At 68.1% G+C, this 15,731-nt stretch carries 16 protein-coding genes; 9 read left to right on the forward strand and 7 right to left on the reverse strand.

Annotated elements, in window-relative coordinates:
• Nucleotides 1–242: 242 nt before the first annotated feature.
• The 5 genes from E1261_RS34335 to E1261_RS34355 are packed head-to-tail and all read right to left on the reverse strand — an operon-like array spanning nt 243 to nt 4,002.
• Nucleotides 243–482, reverse strand: coding sequence for a hypothetical protein (locus tag E1261_RS34335; protein WP_132413865.1), 240 nt, complete (start codon nt 480–482; stop codon nt 243–245).
• 16 nt (nt 483–498) lie between these two features.
• On the reverse strand, nt 499–984 hold the full coding sequence (locus E1261_RS34340; RefSeq protein WP_132413866.1) for a MarR family winged helix-turn-helix transcriptional regulator: 486 nt from the start codon (nt 982–984) through the stop codon (nt 499–501).
• Between the two features lie 34 nt (nt 985–1,018).
• The gene (locus E1261_RS34345; RefSeq protein WP_238176601.1) at nt 1,019–1,537 is read right to left on the reverse strand and encodes an AAA family ATPase; all 519 of its coding nucleotides are present in this window, start codon (nt 1,535–1,537) and stop codon (nt 1,019–1,021) included.
• A 4-nt stretch (nt 1,538–1,541) separates the two neighbouring features.
• Nucleotides 1,542–2,744: an anhydro-N-acetylmuramic acid kinase gene (locus E1261_RS34350; RefSeq protein ID WP_238176602.1), complete on the reverse strand. Its 1,203-nt coding sequence runs from the start codon at nt 2,742–2,744 to the stop codon at nt 1,542–1,544.
• Complete coding sequence (locus E1261_RS34355; protein WP_132413867.1) at nt 2,716–4,002, reverse strand: MFS transporter; 1,287 nt, start codon at nt 4,000–4,002, stop codon at nt 2,716–2,718. The genes E1261_RS34350 and E1261_RS34355 overlap by 29 nt, the downstream gene beginning before the upstream one ends.
• Nucleotides 4,003–4,073: 71 nt before the next feature.
• Between E1261_RS34355 and E1261_RS34360 the strand changes: the two genes are divergently transcribed.
• The 3 genes from E1261_RS34360 (at nt 4,074) to E1261_RS34370 (ending at nt 6,917) form a co-directional block, all read left to right on the forward strand.
• On the forward strand, nt 4,074–4,571 hold the full coding sequence (locus E1261_RS34360; protein ID WP_132413868.1) for a SigE family RNA polymerase sigma factor: 498 nt from the start codon (nt 4,074–4,076) through the stop codon (nt 4,569–4,571).
• Nucleotides 4,568–5,917: a hypothetical protein gene (locus tag E1261_RS34365; protein WP_132413869.1), complete on the forward strand. Its 1,350-nt coding sequence runs from the start codon at nt 4,568–4,570 to the stop codon at nt 5,915–5,917. Before E1261_RS34360 ends, E1261_RS34365 begins: the two co-directional genes overlap by 4 nt.
• A 100-nt stretch (nt 5,918–6,017) precedes the next feature.
• Nucleotides 6,018–6,917 carry an endo-beta-N-acetylglucosaminidase H gene (locus tag E1261_RS34370; protein ID WP_202875279.1) on the forward strand — a complete coding sequence of 300 codons (900 nt, stop codon included), beginning with the start codon at nt 6,018–6,020 and terminating at the stop codon, nt 6,915–6,917.
• Here E1261_RS34370 and E1261_RS34375 read toward each other — a convergent pair.
• Nucleotides 6,914–7,435 carry a histidine phosphatase family protein gene (locus E1261_RS34375; RefSeq protein ID WP_132413870.1) on the reverse strand — a complete coding sequence of 174 codons (522 nt, stop codon included), beginning with the start codon at nt 7,433–7,435 and terminating at the stop codon, nt 6,914–6,916. The two genes, E1261_RS34370 and E1261_RS34375, sit on opposite strands and share 4 nt — an antisense overlap.
• Nucleotides 7,436–7,517: 82 nt before the next feature.
• On the opposite strand from E1261_RS34375, the gene E1261_RS34380 reads away from it, so the two are divergent.
• From E1261_RS34380 to E1261_RS34405, 6 genes are all read left to right on the forward strand, one after another.
• A complete protein-coding gene (locus E1261_RS34380) occupies nt 7,518–9,377 on the forward strand; it encodes an acyl-CoA dehydrogenase (protein WP_132413871.1) in 1,860 nt (619 codons plus the stop codon).
• 277 nt (nt 9,378–9,654) lie between these two features.
• Complete coding sequence (locus E1261_RS34385) at nt 9,655–10,884, forward strand: hypothetical protein (RefSeq protein WP_132413872.1); 1,230 nt, start codon at nt 9,655–9,657, stop codon at nt 10,882–10,884.
• The gene (locus E1261_RS34390; protein ID WP_132413873.1) at nt 10,881–11,534 is read left to right on the forward strand and encodes a hypothetical protein; all 654 of its coding nucleotides are present in this window, start codon (nt 10,881–10,883) and stop codon (nt 11,532–11,534) included. Before E1261_RS34385 ends, E1261_RS34390 begins: the two co-directional genes overlap by 4 nt.
• Nucleotides 11,531–12,781 carry a hypothetical protein gene (locus E1261_RS34395; RefSeq protein ID WP_238176604.1) on the forward strand — a complete coding sequence of 417 codons (1,251 nt, stop codon included), beginning with the start codon at nt 11,531–11,533 and terminating at the stop codon, nt 12,779–12,781. The genes E1261_RS34390 and E1261_RS34395 overlap by 4 nt, the downstream gene beginning before the upstream one ends.
• Before the next feature lie 108 nt (nt 12,782–12,889).
• Nucleotides 12,890–13,654 carry a DUF4097 family beta strand repeat-containing protein gene (locus E1261_RS34400; protein WP_132413874.1) on the forward strand — a complete coding sequence of 255 codons (765 nt, stop codon included), beginning with the start codon at nt 12,890–12,892 and terminating at the stop codon, nt 13,652–13,654.
• Nucleotides 13,655–13,755: 101 nt separating this feature from the next.
• Nucleotides 13,756–14,004, forward strand: coding sequence for a DUF6458 family protein (locus tag E1261_RS34405; RefSeq protein ID WP_132413875.1), 249 nt, complete (start codon nt 13,756–13,758; stop codon nt 14,002–14,004).
• On the opposite strand, the gene E1261_RS34410 is transcribed toward E1261_RS34405, so the two are convergent.
• Nucleotides 13,994–15,731: NHL domain-containing thioredoxin family protein (locus E1261_RS34410; protein ID WP_132413876.1), on the reverse strand; the 1,738-nt coding region annotated here is incomplete at its 5' end. The two genes, E1261_RS34405 and E1261_RS34410, sit on opposite strands and share 11 nt — an antisense overlap.

Genomic DNA, 15,731 nt, shown 5'->3' on the forward strand with positions numbered 1-15,731 from the left:
CCCCCGCCGTACAAGTAACCCAAACCCTCACCGGCACCCGCCTGACCTTCACCACCCACCAATCCCACGGCAAAACCCTCACCATCAAACTCCTCCGAGCCTGGTAAGCGCTCGGCCAGAGCCAAGGCCAGTCAGAGCCTGTCGTGTGTGCCGGCGTCGGCGCAGCCGGGGTTGCCTGTCGAGTTGAGGGGTTGCCCCCTGAAAATTTGGATGGGCAACCCCTCAACTGGAGGGATAACCCCTCAGGTGGGGGGTTCGCACGGGCGATCGCGGGCGAGGGCGGCACCGACATCGATTCCATCCGGAGTGCCCAGCGGCATCCGCAGGACTGCCTGCCGCATGGCCACGGCACGCTCCGACCGCATTGCCGCCTCGACAACAGCCCGCCGGATAGCCACCGACCGGGGAGTGCCGTCCCGAGTCAGTACGTCGAGCGCCCGCTCGAGCTCGGCATCCGTGCAGAGCGTGATCAGGTCCGCCATCGTCCCTCCGTAGTCGTCAGGCTTGTTCGAGTTTGGTGATGAGGGATTGCATTGTGGTGAGGGTTGTTTTGAGGTCTTTGAGGTTGAGGTCTTTGCTGAGGTCGGTGGCCCAGGGGTGTTGGGCTACGGAGACTTGGCGGATGGCCCAGTAGCCGGCTTCGGTGCAGGCCAGGAGTTTGGCGCGGCGGTGGGCGGGGTTGGGGCGGTATTCGGCGAGGCCGCGCTCGACCAGGAGGTCGGCGATGCGTTGGACGGCCTGGCGGCTGACGCCCATGATGCGGCCTACGTCGGCGACGGAGCGGGGTTCATCGATGACGCCGCCGAGGACCTGCCACCAGGCGGCGGTGAGGCCTCCGTGCGCGGCCAACTCCTGGGCGGCCTCCAGCAGGCGGGCGTTGAGGCGGAAGGTGGCGAGGATGACGTCGGTCAGCAGCGCGCCGCCTTCGGTCTCCTTGGCCGGCTCGGGCCAGTCGGCGCGCGGGGGGACGGCAACAGGACTCATGGACAACATACTGTCATATTGTCCAGCGGGGAGCTCAGCCGCGGAAGCGGGTCCAGAGGCTGAGGGTTTTGCCGAAGCGTTCGCCGCGGATCCAGTCGAGGATGCTGCGGGCGACTCGTTCGGGGGAGACGTCGCCGCGGACCGAGCGGGGGACGTACTTGCGGAGTTCGGCGGCGTCGGCGAGGGCGTCGTCGATCTGGTCCTGGAGCCAGCCGCGGGCGGCCAGGCGTTTGCGGCGGACGGCGTCGGGGCAGTCGAGGTGCAGCCAGCGGCCTTCGGGCAGCTCGCTGGGTAGGCCCGGGGTGAGCAGCAGGACGGGGATGCCGGATCGCCGGATCAGTTCGGTGATGCGCAGCCAGACCGCGTTGTACGCCGGCCAGATGGGTGCCGCGGTCGGGCTCGCGATGCTGATCCCGAGCAACCGCCCCTGGTCGTCGAGCAGCTCGTCCATGTCCATCACGACGAGATTGCCCGGATTCAACCGCACCAGCTCCGGAACCACGGTCGATTTGCCGGCCCCGGGCGCACCTGTCACCACGAACAACCTCGTCACGGATCTAGTGTGGCGCTGACTCGATCAGAAGGCTCGCCGGAGGGCGAACATCAGCCGAGATCTGCGGCACACCGCCCAGCCCCGGAGTGATCGATCCGAGCACGCTCGAGTGCCGGGCACCGGTGCAGCTCGGCACGGTCCCGCCGAGCCCGTGCACGGTCAGGAACCCCAGTACGGCGAACGCCAGCGCCTCCTTGGCCGCCGAGGGCAGGCCCAGGTCGTCGGTGGTCCGGACCGGAACGCCGTCCAACTCGGCCGCCAGCAGCTGCATCAGAGCCGGGTTCCGGATGCCACCGCCGGAGGCGATCACCTCGGTCCCACCATGCCGGCGTACGGCGTCGGCGACCGTCCGGGCGGTCAGCGCAGTGACGGTCGCGACCACGTCGTCGGCCGGGATCTCCGGCAGCCCCTCCATCATCCGGGCCAGGTAGGCGAGGTTGAACAGCTCCTTGCCGGTGCTCTTCGGCGCCGGCAGCGCGTAGTACGGCTCCGCCAGCAACCGCTCCAGCAGCTCCGAATGCACCTGCCCGCGCCCGGCCATCACCCCGTCGGCGTCGAACCCGAGCCGCCCGACCGTCAGCTCAGTCACCACCGCATCGATCAACGCATTCGCCGGACCCGTATCGAAGGCGACCGGATCCCCATCCACCACGGTGATGTTCGCGATCCCGCCAAGATTCAAAGCGATCGGTACGCCGGGTCGCCCGCGCAGCCAGAGAACGTCGGCGATGCTCACCAGCGGCGCCCCCTGACCACCGGCCGCGACATCGCGTGACCGCAGATCCGACACCACCGTCGTACCGGTCGCTTCCGCGATCCACGCCGGTTGCCCGAGCTGCAGCGTGCCGCGGACCTGCCCGTCGTCGACCCAGTGGAACACCGTCTGCCCATGCGACACGATCAGCTCGGCGTACCCGCCGCTGAGCTGCTCGACCGCCTGCTGCGCGACCCGGGCGAACGCCTGCCCGATCCCGGTATCCAGCCGGCACACCTGCTCGACAGTTGTACTTGCCGGAGGCAACAACCCTGCCAGCTCACGCAGCACGTCGTCCGGGTACGGCTGGCTGAGCATCCCGAGCGGGGTGAGCACCAACTGGTCCCCGTCCAGGCGGAGATCGGCCGCCGCCGCGTCGATCGCGTCGTACGACGTCCCGGACATCAAGCCGATCACTCGCATCTCAGTCCCGCAACTCCCGTCGATGATCATCCCCGCGCAGCGTCAGCAACGCGACCACGCTGACCGCGCACGTCACCACGACGTACCAGGCCGGAATGTCGATGTTCTTGGTCCGCTTGATCAGCTCGGTGATGATCAAGCCGGCCGACCCGGAGAACACTGCGTTGGACAGTGAATACGCCAGGCCGAGCCCGGTGTAGCGCGCCCGGGTCGGGAACATCTCGGCCAGCATTGCCGGTCCCGGCCCGGCCATCAACCCCACGACCAGCCCGGCGGCGAACACCGCGGCCCCCTTGGCCGCCGTACCGGCCTCTTTGTCCTGGAGCAGGTTGAGCAGCGGAAACGCCAGTACGACGACGAGCGCGGCACCGGTCACCATCACCGGCCGCCGCCCGATCCGGTCACTCAACGCACCGGCCGGCAGGATCGACGCGGCGAAACCGGCGTTCGCCAGCACGGTCGCGACCAGCGCCTGCTGGAAGGTCGCGTTCAACGTCGCCTGCAGGTACGACGGCATCACGACGAGGAAGGTGTAGCCGGCGGCCGACCAGCCCATCAGCCGCCCGATCCCGAGCGCAATCGCCCGCGCGACCTCACCTGCACCCGCCGGTCGAGGCTCAGCGGCGGCGGACGCCCGGGTGAAGCTGGGCGTCTCCTCCAGCCTGAGCCGCAACCACAGCGCGACCAGCCCGAGCGGGAACGCGACCAGGAACGGCACCCGCCAGCCCCAGTCGGTCAGCGCCTCCTTGCTCAGCACGGTCGCCAGGATCGCCGCCAGCCCAGCTCCCGCGAGCAGTCCGAGCGCCACGGTGAACGACTGCCAAGCGCCGTACCGGCCGCGGCGGCCCGGCGGCGCGAACTCGGTCATGATCGACACTGCGCCACCGAACTCACCACCCGCCGACAACCCCTGCAGCGCCCGGACCAGCGTCAACAGCCACGGCGCCAGCGCCCCGACACTCGCGTACGTCGGCAGTACGCCGATCAGCGTGGTCGAGGCGGTCATCAGCAGCAGCACCAGGATCAGGGTCGGGCGGCGGCCGATCCGGTCGCCGACCCGGCCGAAGATCGCGGCACCGATCGGGCGGAAGAAGAACGCCAGCGCGAACGAGGCGTACGTCTTGATCAGGCTCTCGGCGTCGCTGGTGGCCGTCGTACTGAAGAAGTTCGCCGCGATCACGGTGGCGAAGAAGCCGTAGGCACCGAACTCGTACCACTCGACGAAGTTGCCGACCGTGCCGGCGACCAGCGACCGCCGGTGCGAGGTGGGTGTACTCACGGTCAACATTCTGTCTCAACCTTGCGGACCGCGCCGGTGTCATTCTCGGTACAGACCAGATCACGGGGAGGGCGAACCGGGTGGCTCGGGGCGAAGACTTCGACGAATTCGTCCGCGGCAGCGCAACCAGGCTGCTGCGGACCGCCGTACTGCTGACTGGGGACCGGGCCGCGGCCGAGGACCTCGTCCAGGAGATGTTCGAGCGGGTGTACGTGAAATGGCGACGGATCCACGGGTCGCCGGAACCGTACGCCCGCAAAACGCTGGCCAACCTGTCCGCGAACAGGTGGCGCAGCAGGAGCCGTAAGCCCGAGGTGGCGCTCGCCGACCACCACGACCAGGGTGCACCCGACGGATCGGACGAGTACGCCGTCCGGGACGGACTGCTGACGGCATTGCAGGAGCTCCCGCCGCGGCAGCGCGCGGTGATCGTCCTGCGGTTCTACGAGGACATGACCGAGGCACAGACGGCCGAAGCGCTGAACTGCTCCCTCGGCACCGTCAAGAGCCAGACCTCCCGCGGCCTCGACCGCCTCCGCCTGATCACCGAACCCGCACTCCTGGAAGGACTGCGATGACCGAGACCGAACTCAAGAACCGGCTGACGGCCAGCGTCGACGAGATCGAGGCCGCGCCCGACGTACTCGACCGGGTTCGCCAGGGCGGCTCCCGCCGGCTCCGCCGCCGGCGCCTGACCACGCTGGCGGTCACCACGCTGGCCGTGATGGCGGTCGGCGGCGCCACTCTGTCCGGACCGGCGATCTACCACCAACTGACGGAGCCACCTGTGGCCGGCGTACCTGTGAAGAACGATCCCTACGGCTTCCTGATGAAGGGCCCGACCCGCGGCGACCTGGCTGGCGATCAGGACTACCTCGACCAGGCGCTGGCCGCCTGGCAGAAGTCGCACCGCGACTCGGCCAACCGGGACCGCGGGATCTTCGACCGCATGCAGGGCGAACCGCGGGTCTACTGGGCCGGTAAGACTCCGGGCGGGCGGGTCGCGATCATCGGGCAGTACTCCGACCTCCGCGATCACGACAACATCCAGCTCGACCGCGAAGGCGTGCACACGCTGGTCGGCTTCGTCGCCGACGGTACGAACGGCAAGCCCACCGTGGTGGCGGACAGCTATCCGGCACCCGGCGTCAGCCTGATCACCGGTTTCGTCACCAGGAACACGCTGGTGGTGCTCGACATCGGCAAGAAGGTCGGCTGGTCACCGGCCCGGGAGTACGACCTCGAGAACGGCGGCAGCGGCCGCAAGTACACGTCGGTGCAGTTCAAGGACGGCGTCGGAGTCGTCGAACTCCCGACGGACACCGACCCGAAGAAGCTGGCCCTGCACACACTGCCGGCGAAGGGTTCGTCCGACCTGTCGGTCGCCGGCGCCGGAGCGGAGCTCCAAGGCGATTCGACGCCGGACGATCGGCTCTGGTCGGACCTCAACGGTGACGGCAACTGGCCGATGTCGCCTGGGGCCGAGCAACTCGCCAGCACCGCCCGGGACACCTTCGGCAACGCCGTCGGAGCGGTTTCCGATCCGGACCTCTACTCGGCCGCGCACTCGATCTGGATCGGGTACGGCGTCACGGCCGACGGCAGCGCGGTGTACCTCGGCGAGCAGCAGCTCGACACCGACCCGACCCGCGTGTACGCCGTACTGCAGCCGAAGAACGGGAAGGCGCGGGTCATCTCCGGCGGCGAGCCGAAGCGCGGCGCCGCGCTGCCGGTGCAGATCCGGCTGCCCGGCAATCAGGGCTGGTCGGTCGCCGCCAAGGACGCGACGCTGTCCTACCGGTACGGCGAGGGGCAGTGGAGCACGACCTCCAAGAACGCGCTACTGATTCCGCACGGCGAAGACGTCGAGGTGAAGGTCGAGACCCCGGCGCAGACCGAGACGGTGAACATCACTCCGAGTTGATCTCTTGACACTGGGTTTGGGCCCGATCGATGATCAGTCCGCTATACCGGTTTAGTTCGGTGTAGCGGACCGCCCACCTTTGTGACGAGGAGTCGATCGAATGAGTGAGCTCATGCGCCGAAGGACCCTTCTGACCGCTCTCGCCGCCGGCACCGCCGTGGCCGCGACCGGCACGGCCACCGCGACCGCTGCCTGCCGAGCGGTCAAGAAGCCGACCACGGTCGCGTACATCGAGGTCAACGACCACAGCATGCTGAGCGCCGGCAAGTACACGCTGGCGAACGACGGCCGCCAGGTGATCGACATCGCGGTGATCTTCGCCGCGAACATCAACTACAACACGACGACCAAGAAGGCGTACCTGCACTTCAACACGCAGGTGACGAACGTGCTGAACAACGTCGCCACCCAGGTCCGCCCACTGCAGAACAAGGGCATCAAGGTCCTGCTCTCGATCCTCGGCAACCACGAGGGCGCCGGCTTCGCCAACTTCCCCACCAAGGCAGCCGCCGACGCGTTCGCTCAGGAGCTCGCCGACGCCGTCAACCGCTACGGCCTGGACGGCATCGACTTCGACGACGAATACGCCGACTACGGCAACAACGGCACCGGTCAGCCGAACGCGTACTCGTTCGTCTATCTCGTGCAGGCGCTGCGCGCCAAGCTCCCGACGAAGCTCATCACCTTCTACAACATCGGTCCCGCGGCCAGCCGCCTCTCGTACAACGGCCAGTCGGTCGCCAACACCTTCGACTACGCCTGGTACCCGTACTACGGCGGCTGGGGGCCGGACTCGGATTTCGCCAAGTCGAAGTACTCGCCTGCCGCCGTCAGCTACACCGCCACCAGCCAGGCCACGGCCGCATCGCTCGCTCAGCGCACGATGACCGAGGGCTACGGCGTCTTCCTCACCTACAACCTCACCGAGGCGAACACCGCGACGTACATGTCCGCCTTCACCCAACACCTCTACGGCAAGAACACGGTCTACGCGCCCTAGAACTCGTACTCCCACCCCGGCTGCCACTTGAACGGCGATTCGATCAGCTCCTCCATCGGCACGCCACCTCCGAGTAGATGGTCCAGCGCCCACCGGTTCGCCGAGTGTGCGACCACGAGCACCACACTGCCGCCGTACCAGCGCTTGAGGTCCTCGAGGAACGACCGCGTCAGCTCCATGACGTCGGTGTAGCTCTGGCCGCCGGGGAACGCCGTACGGACGCGCTCGACTCTCGGGTCGAGCGCGTCCACCGGAGCACCGTTGAGCTCGCCGTAGTTGCACTCGCGCAGCCGCCAGTCCTGCAGATGCGGGACGGTCAGCCCGGACAGCTCGACAGTCCGTACGGCGCGCGCCAGGTCCGAGCTGAACACCACGTCGACCCCTTGGCGCCGCTCCCCCAACTCCTTCGACTGCTGCCACCCGGCTGCCGAGAGCTCCCCCGGCAGCCATCCGGTGGCGATGCCGTTCTCGTTGTCGAGGGTGGTCGAGTGCGTCTCATAGATCAGTCTGGTGCGCATCCCCTTAGTGAAACGGCTTGGTCATCGTTACCGGCCGGTATATACTCAAGTTACTGACGAGTAAATGTCTAAGGGGACCCCTGTGAGTCACTACAAGTCGAATCTGCGGGACATCGAGTTCAATCTGCTCGAGGTTCTCGGCCGGGGCGAAGTGCTCGGGCAGGGACCGTACGCCGACATGGACGTCGACACCGCCCGTGAGGTGCTGGGCGAGATCGACCGGCTGGCGAAGAACGAGATCGCCGAGTCGTTCGAGGACGCCGACCGGAACCCGCCGGTGTTCGACCCGGAGACGCACGAGGTGCGGATGCCGGAGTCGTTCAAGAAGAGCTACCAGGCCTACATGGACGCCGAGTGGTTCAAGCTGGAGCTGCCGGCCGAGCTGGGCGGCCAGCCGACCCCGCCGTCGCTGCGCTGGGCCGCGGCCGAGATGATCCTCGGCGCCAACCCGGCCGTGCACATCTACGCCGCCGGACCGAACTTCGCGCACGTGCTGTGGCGCAACGGCATCGACCGGGACAAGAAGATCGCCGAGCACATCATCAAGCGCGGCTGGGGCGCGACCATGGTGCTGACCGAGCCGGACGCCGGCTCCGATGTCGGCGCCGGGCGCGCGAAGGCCACGCTGCAGGACGACGGCAGCTGGCACATCGAGGGCGTCAAGCGGTTCATCACCTCGGGTGAGCAGGACATGACCGAGAACATCGTCCACCTGGTGCTGGCCCGCCCGCAGGGCATCGAGGGTGTCGGCGGCCCCGGGACGAAGGGGCTCAGCCTGTTCGTCGTACCGAAGCACCACTTCGACCTGGAGACCGGCGAGCTGACCGGGGAGCGCAACGGCGCCTTCGTCACGAACGTCGAGAAGAAGATGGGCATCAAGGTCTCCACGACCTGCGAGCTGACCTTCGGCGACGGCGTACCGGCCAAGGGCTGGCTGCTCGGCGAGGTGCACGACGGCATCGCGCAGATGTTCCAGGTGATCGAGTACGCACGGATGATGGTCGGCACGAAGGCGATCGCGACGCTGTCCTCCGGCTACCTGAACGCACTTGAGTACGCGAAGACGCGCGTCCAGGGTCCCGACCTGACCAACCCGGCCAAGGACGCGCCGCGGGTGACCATCACCCACCACCCCGATGTACGGCGTTCGCTGCTCACGCAGAAGGCTTACTCGGAGGCGCTCCGCGCGCTGGTGCTGTTCACGGCGACGTACCAGGACCGCGCTGAGCAGGCGCGGTACGCCGGTGAGCACGACGTGGTCGCGGAGGGTGTGAACGACCTGCTCCTGCCGCTGGTGAAGGGCTACGGCTCGGAGAAGTCGTGGACCCTGCTCGGCACCGAGTCGCTGCAGACCTTCGGCGGCTCCGGCTTCCTGCAGGACTACCCGATCGAGCAGTACGTCCGCGACGCCAAGATCGACACCCTCTACGAGGGCACCACCGCGATCCAGGGTCAGGACCTGTTCTTCCGCAAGATCATCAAGGACCAGGGCAAGGCCCTCGGCCACCTGGCCGAGCAGATCCAGGGCTTCGTCGCCTCCGAGGCCGGCAACGGCCGCCTGAAGGAGGAGCGCGGCCTGCTGGCCAAGGGCCTCGAGGACACCCAGAAGCTGCTCGGGATCATGGGTGAGGCGCTGATGGCGAGCAACCCGCAGGCCGAGAACGGCGACCCGCGGAACGTCTACAAGGTCGCCCTGAACACCTCGCGGCTGCTGTTCGTCCTCGGTGACGTGGTCTGCTCGTGGCTGATGCTGCGCCAGGCCGAGGTCGCCCTCGAGCGGCTGGGTGGCGAGCTGACGCCGGCCGACCAGGACTTCTACAGCGGCAAGGTCGCGGCCGCCCAGTGGTTCGTCCGCTCGACGATGCCGACTGTCCGCGCCGAGCGGATCAAGGCCGAGCTGACCGATCTCGACATCATGGATCTGCCCGAGTCTGCTTTCTGATTCCACCTGCACTCCTCCGGCTCGGTCGCTTGCGCGGACCGAGTCGGAGGTCTGTTCAGGGGCTTTGTTGCGCAGTCAGGCTCGGGGCAGATCAATCTGCCCCACCATCTGCCCTTCTCCTGAAGCGGTTCCGTGCAGCAGCGTTTCTGCCCGAGGCACCCGCATCCCTGGCTTGGCTTCCCCTGTCCGAGCCAGGGCTGCGGTGTGCCGGAACCGCCGGTCCCAGGCTTGCGTCTGGGTGGATGTGAATCCCTCAGGTCGTCGTAGGCTGTCTGCGATGTCCGTCCTGCTCCGCCGCCTGGCCACCCTGCTCGCTGCCCTCGTGGTCCTGCCGGTTCTCCCCGTTCACGCAGCGCCCCCACCGCTTCCGGATCGGATCGCGGCCGCCTGGCGGACCGACCGCGTCTACGTCGACGCCCGCATCGCCCCGGCGATCCCGCTCAGCGAACTGGCCCGAATCCGCGCCGAGTCCACGCGGGCCGGGTTCGCCGTGTACGTCGCGCTGATCCCGCGGACGCCGGGACTGAGCGAGAAGCTCCACGACCTGCCGACGCTCTTGCAGGCGCGGGTCGGGCAGCCCGGGCTGTACGTCGTCGCCACCGTGTCGGACAACCACTGGTCCGGTGCTGATGGGCTGTTCCGGCCCGGTGGTCTCAAGGGTCGCTCGCTCACCAGCGTCCGGTCCGACGACAAGCAGCGCCTCCAGATCGTCGACGACCGGCCCGCGCCGGGGATCGTCCGAACAATCCAGCAGGCTGCGACCGCGTACGACGGTCGTCCGTTGCCCGCGGCGTTGGCCAGCGACCTGGAACCGCCGCGGCGCTCACGGGACACCCCGTCGATCACGGATCTGGAAGACCGGTCGGTGTTCATCGGCGTCTGCGTCGGCGGACTGGCCGGGTTCCTGCTGGTTCTCGTTCTCACGCTGACTCGCCGCCGGCCGAGCAACCGGGCGAAGGCCGCCGAGCCGACGGCGTACCGGAAGGAGATCCGTCGGCAGGCCGATCAGGCGATCAAGCAGGCCGCCCGGGCCGTGCAGCAACTGGAGAAGCGGCCGAAGCTGTCGGTGACGCAGCTCGACCATCGCGACGAAGCGAACCGACGGCTGGACGCTGCTCGCGCGCTGCGGGCGGATCAGCCGGATGACCTCCTCGCGGTGACCGGTGCGCTGGTGCTGGCCCGCCAGGCTCAGCAGGCGGTCGCTGGTCGCCCGGTCCAGCCGCCCTGCTTCTTCGATCCGACCCACCGGTCCGGGACGACCCGCGTCGCCTGGGACGACGATGTCGAGGTACCGGCCTGCCGGACGTGTGAGCAGAAGCTCCGCAAGGGCAAGACGCCGTACGGGCTCCGGGTGAGTCGCAGTACCGGACTCCTCGGTCGCAGTCGCGAGGTCGTTCCCTACTGGACCCTGGATCCGGAGGACAACCCGATGGTGGCGAGTGGCTTCGGCGCGCTGACCGACGACCTGGCCGACCGGGTGCGCAAACGGCCGGAGGACGCCCGATGAGGCGCGCCTTGATGTTGCTCTTAGCAACGATTGCCGTGCTCTGGGTGCCTGCGGTCGGCACCGCCGCCGTACCGGTCGATCCCCGGATCACCGCCGCGACCGAGGCCTGGGCGACCACGCCGCTGTACGTCGACCCCGATTACGCGTCGCTGGCTGACGTCGGTCCGATGCTGGCGGAGATCCGGACGGCGCCGGTGGCGGTGTACGTCGCCGTCGTACCGACCGGAGCGTGGTTCCAGGAGAAGGGCGATGGCGAGCTGCTGGCCGGCTGGCTGGCGAACGCCAACGGGAAACCGGGCGTGTACATCGTGATGGACGGCGACACCAGCAACGGGGTCGCCCACCAGCTCCGCGCGTACACCGCGGGCCAGACCTGGTCGTCGGGGCGCGAGCAGACCATGAGCAGCCAGCTCTCGGCCTTTCTCGACCGGCTGAAACTCACCGACCACTACGACGCCAAGCCGGCCCGGACCACCCCGCTGAAACCGCGGCCGGTCTCGGTTTCCGAACCGGAGCGGTTCACCACCGGCGACGCGATCCGGAGCGGACTCGCCGGCGGACTGCTCGGACTATTCGGCGGCGCACTGCTGGGCGCTGTGGTGCTGGGAGTGTCGGCCACGGTCGGCCCAAGACGTGGAGGACGTTCGTGAAGGTGCACAAGCTGACCGCCTTGGCGATGACCGTGCTGGTCACGCTGCTGCTGCTGCTCGCGGCGCCCGCCCAAGCCGGTAGCACGCAGACACCGGCCGAACGGGCCCGCGAGATCGCGACGGCCCTGGACAAGGACCGGCTGTACGTCGATCCGGCGTACAAGAACGCGTTGCCGGAGAAGCTGCTGACCGACGTCCGGACGAAGGCCAACGCCCTCGGTTATCCGGTCTACTCGATCGTGCTGCCGCTGACCCCGAGCGACGCCTTCCAGGGCAAGGAAAGCAACGTCCTGACGCTGGTGATCGACGCGATGGCCAAGCCCGGCCTGTACGTCGTCGTCGACGGCGGCAGCCGGTTCCCGTGGTACACGGTGCACGAGTTGCCGCAGCTCGACGAGGAGCGCCTCCGGCCGGTCCGGCAGCGCGCGCTCGACGACACCGGGTACGACGCGGGTCCGACCGAGGTATTGGCCCGGATGTACGAACTGCTGGCCTCGCCCACCCTGCCGCGGGCGAAACCGACCAAGTCGACCGGTGGTGGGCGCGACACGGATCGGGATTCGGACTCGTCGGCCGGCAAGGTCGCGCTGATCATCGTCGGCGGCCTCATCGTGCTGGTCGTCCTCGGGCTGGTGATCGGGCTGATCCGTCGTGGCGGCGGTCCGCACGCGCCGCGGCGCCAGAAGACGTTCAGCATTCCGCCGCACGTCGCTGCCACGGTAGCGGCCGAGCAGCGCCGGCGTCTGAGTCGGGAGACCGCGCTCGAGCTGACCACGCTCGGCTCGGAACTCGCCGCCTTGCCGACCGCTCATGGTTTGGGTCTGGCGCATCAGCAGGCTGCACTCGACGCGCGGCAGGCCGCGGAGAAGGTGCTCGACTCGTCGGAGGATCTCGTCGACGTGGTCGGTGCGATGGTGCTGCTGGACAAGGCCAGGCGTGAGTACGACGCCGCGGTCGCGGTGGCGGCCGATCGCCCGATCGACGCCGTACCGGAGCTGTGCGCCTTCAACCCACTGCACGGCCGATCGGCCGGACGGAAGACCCAGGTGAAGTCCGACGGTGCGACCCTGACGCTGCCACTCTGTGCCGAGTGCCGGCGGGCGCTCGAACACGGCCAGGCGCCGTCGTCGCTGCCTGGGGCCGACGGGCCGTACTGGCATGGCGACGATCTCTGGGCGCGGACCTTCTTCGGTGCGATCGGCGACGACCTCGCCGGAGCGGTGTCGCGGGGCGACCATCGCTCCTGATCTCAGGTGTCCCTGAGGTTCGGCTCAGGGGCGGCTAGGGGGTTCTGCCTGATCCGGCGGACAGCCTCGGCGACCTACGGTCGAGGCTGACACGCTGGGAGGCGGACGATGGAGAGCAAGCAGCTGGGGGTCGCGGTGCTGGTGATTGCGGCCGGTGTCGGGTTGTGGCAGTTCGGGGACAAGGACGGTGACGACGAGCGCCGGATCGACGCCAAGATCGACACGGTCCGGCTGGCGGCCAACAACGCCGACATCACCATCAAGGTCTCCGACGACGACACCACGACCGTGAACCAGAAGCGCCACTACTGGTTCGTCAGCCGTGGCGACGCGTACTCGGTCGACGGCAGCACGCTGAAGCTCGACGGCGACTGCGGCTGGAACTGCAGCGCGGACTACGAAGTGACGGTGCCCCGCGGCACCAAGGTGGTCGGAGAGAACGGCAGCGGTGACCTCTCGCTCACCGGAGTGGCCGGGGTCGACGCGAAGTCGCGGTCGGGCGAGGTCGACCTCCACGACGTCGGTGGCGACGTGAAGCTCGACCTGACCTCGGGTGACGTGTCGATCCAGAACCTGACCGGCCGGCTGAACATCAAGGCGAACTCAGGTGACATCGACGCCGAGGGACTCCGCGGTGGTCCGGTCGAGGTCGAGACCTCCTCCGGTGACATCGGCCTGGACCTGGTCGAGGCGAACGACATCCGGGTCAAGGGCACCAGCGGCGACGTGGACATCACCGCCCCCGGTGGCTACCGGGTCACCACCGACACCCGCTCCGGCGAGGTCGAGAACACCCTCGGCAACGACACCGCCGGGATGCACAGCCTGACTGCCAGCACGGTCAGCGGAGACATCGACCTCAGGCGCAACTGAGCGTTTGTCGCAGGGTACTGGTGGCGTGTCTGACAAGTGATGGATTACAGGGTGCGCACGGAGTAGCGTCTTAAGTAGGCGCACTTCACTAGGAGGCTCGGATGAGCATCGGTGTGGGGATCTTTCTGATGGTGGTGGGCGCGATCTTCGCGTTCGCGGTCCGGGACACCTGGGATGCGGTGAACCTGCAGGTCGTCGGCTACATCCTGCTGCTCGCCGGAGCGGCCGGGATCGTGCTGTCGTTCTACATCACCAACCGGCGGCGCCGGGTGGAGACGGACGCCATCGACCCGGCCATCGAAGAGGAGTACCGCGTCGTCGAGCAGCACCACCGCGACGTCAAGGAGTAGGCCCCGACAGCACCAGTTCCAAGCGTGCCGGTCCGTCAGCAGTGACGCGGACCGGCACACCCCAGTCCTGCCGATGCATGTGGCAAGCAGGGAACTCGACCGCCTCCGAGTCGTCGCAGGACGCGGCCTGAACCGCAACATGCAGTACGCCGTCGCCCACGCGCTCGTCGATCACGAGTCTGCGCGTCAGGTCGGTTGAGTCACCCGCGCCTTCCCGGAGGAGCGTGTCGGGTGTCGAGGAAACCAGTAGCCGCGTCGACGGACCGTACCTGTTGTCGAGCTTCTGCCCCGGCGGCGGCGTGAACACGACCTCGAGCGTCACCTCACCAGCCGCGATCTCCATCGGCGGCCGCTGCGTCCGCGTGCTGAACTCGGACGCCTTCGCCGACGCCCCGAGCGGAATCCGGGTCAGCCGATGCGCAGCCGACTCCACCACGAGCAGCTCGTTGCCCACGACAACAGCACCACTCGGCTCGGCGAGATCCGTCGCCATCGTGTCGACGGTGTCGGTGCCCGGGTCATACCGCCGTACGGCGCCGTTGTAGGTGTCGGAGATCGCCACCGAACCGTCCGGCAGCACGGTCACGCCGAGCGGGTGCTGCAGCAGCGCCTCGGTCGCCTTCCCGTCCCGCAGGCCGAAGTCGAACAGCCCGGTCCCGACGGCAGTGTGCACCTCGGTGTCGATCCACCGCAGCGCCGAGATCTCCGAGTCGGCCAGCCACAACCGATCCCCGTCCGCCGCCAGCCCACTCGTCTGCGCGAACCACGCTTCTCGGGGGTCGCCATCCTTCAAACCCTCGTTCGTCGTACCGGCTGCGATCTCGGTGGCCTTCGTGATCGGGTCGTACGTCCACAACTGATGGACGCCGGCCATCGCGATCCACACTTTGTCCTGGAACCACGCGACATCCCACGGCGAACTCAGTACGCCGGTGCTGTCGCCGTCCATCCACTGCTTCCCGGTCCCGACGAGCGTGCTGACCTCACCGGTCGCCAGGTTGATCCCGCGCAGCGCGTGGTTGACCGTGTCCGCCACGACCACGTCGTACCCGACCTGCTCAGCGATCTCAGCCGGCAGCTGGGTCAACCCGTTCGGCTCCGAGAAGCTCGGCTGCACTCCATCGGCGAATCCACGCTGGCCGGTGCCGATCCGCCGTACCAGCGTCTCCGCGTCGGGCTGGAGCTCCGCGATGCTGTGGTTGCCGGCGTCGGCCACGAGCAGGTTTCCGTTGCTCAAGGCAATCACCTTGGCCGGGAATCGCAGCTCCGACCACTCCGGCTCCGGGGCGACGTACGGCGACTTGCCCCGCGTCAGCGTTCCCTTCGCCTCGTGCTCGGTGATCAGCTCAGCCAGCAAGGCATCCAGCGCATGCGCATGCCCCTCACCCGAGTACTGCGCCACGATGTACCCATTGGGGTCGACCAGCACCAACGTCGGCCAAGCCCGCGCCGTGTAGGCCTGCCACGTCACCAGCTCCGGATCATCCAGCACCGGATGCCCCACCTCATACCGCTCCACAGCAGCCTTAACGGCCGCCGCCTCCCCCTCATGCGCGAACTTCGGCGAATGCACCCCCACAATCACCAGCGCATCGCCGTACTTCTCCTCCAACGGCCGCAACTCATCCAGCACATGCAGACAGTTCACACAGCAAAACGTCCAGAAGTCCAACAACAAGAACCGCCCCCGAAAGTCAGCCAAAGCCAACTCCCGCCCACCCGTATTA

Origin of the sequence: Kribbella albertanoniae, assembly GCF_004348455.1 — a bacterium.
GTDB classification, from domain to species: Bacteria; Actinomycetota; Actinomycetes; order Propionibacteriales; family Kribbellaceae; genus Kribbella; species Kribbella albertanoniae.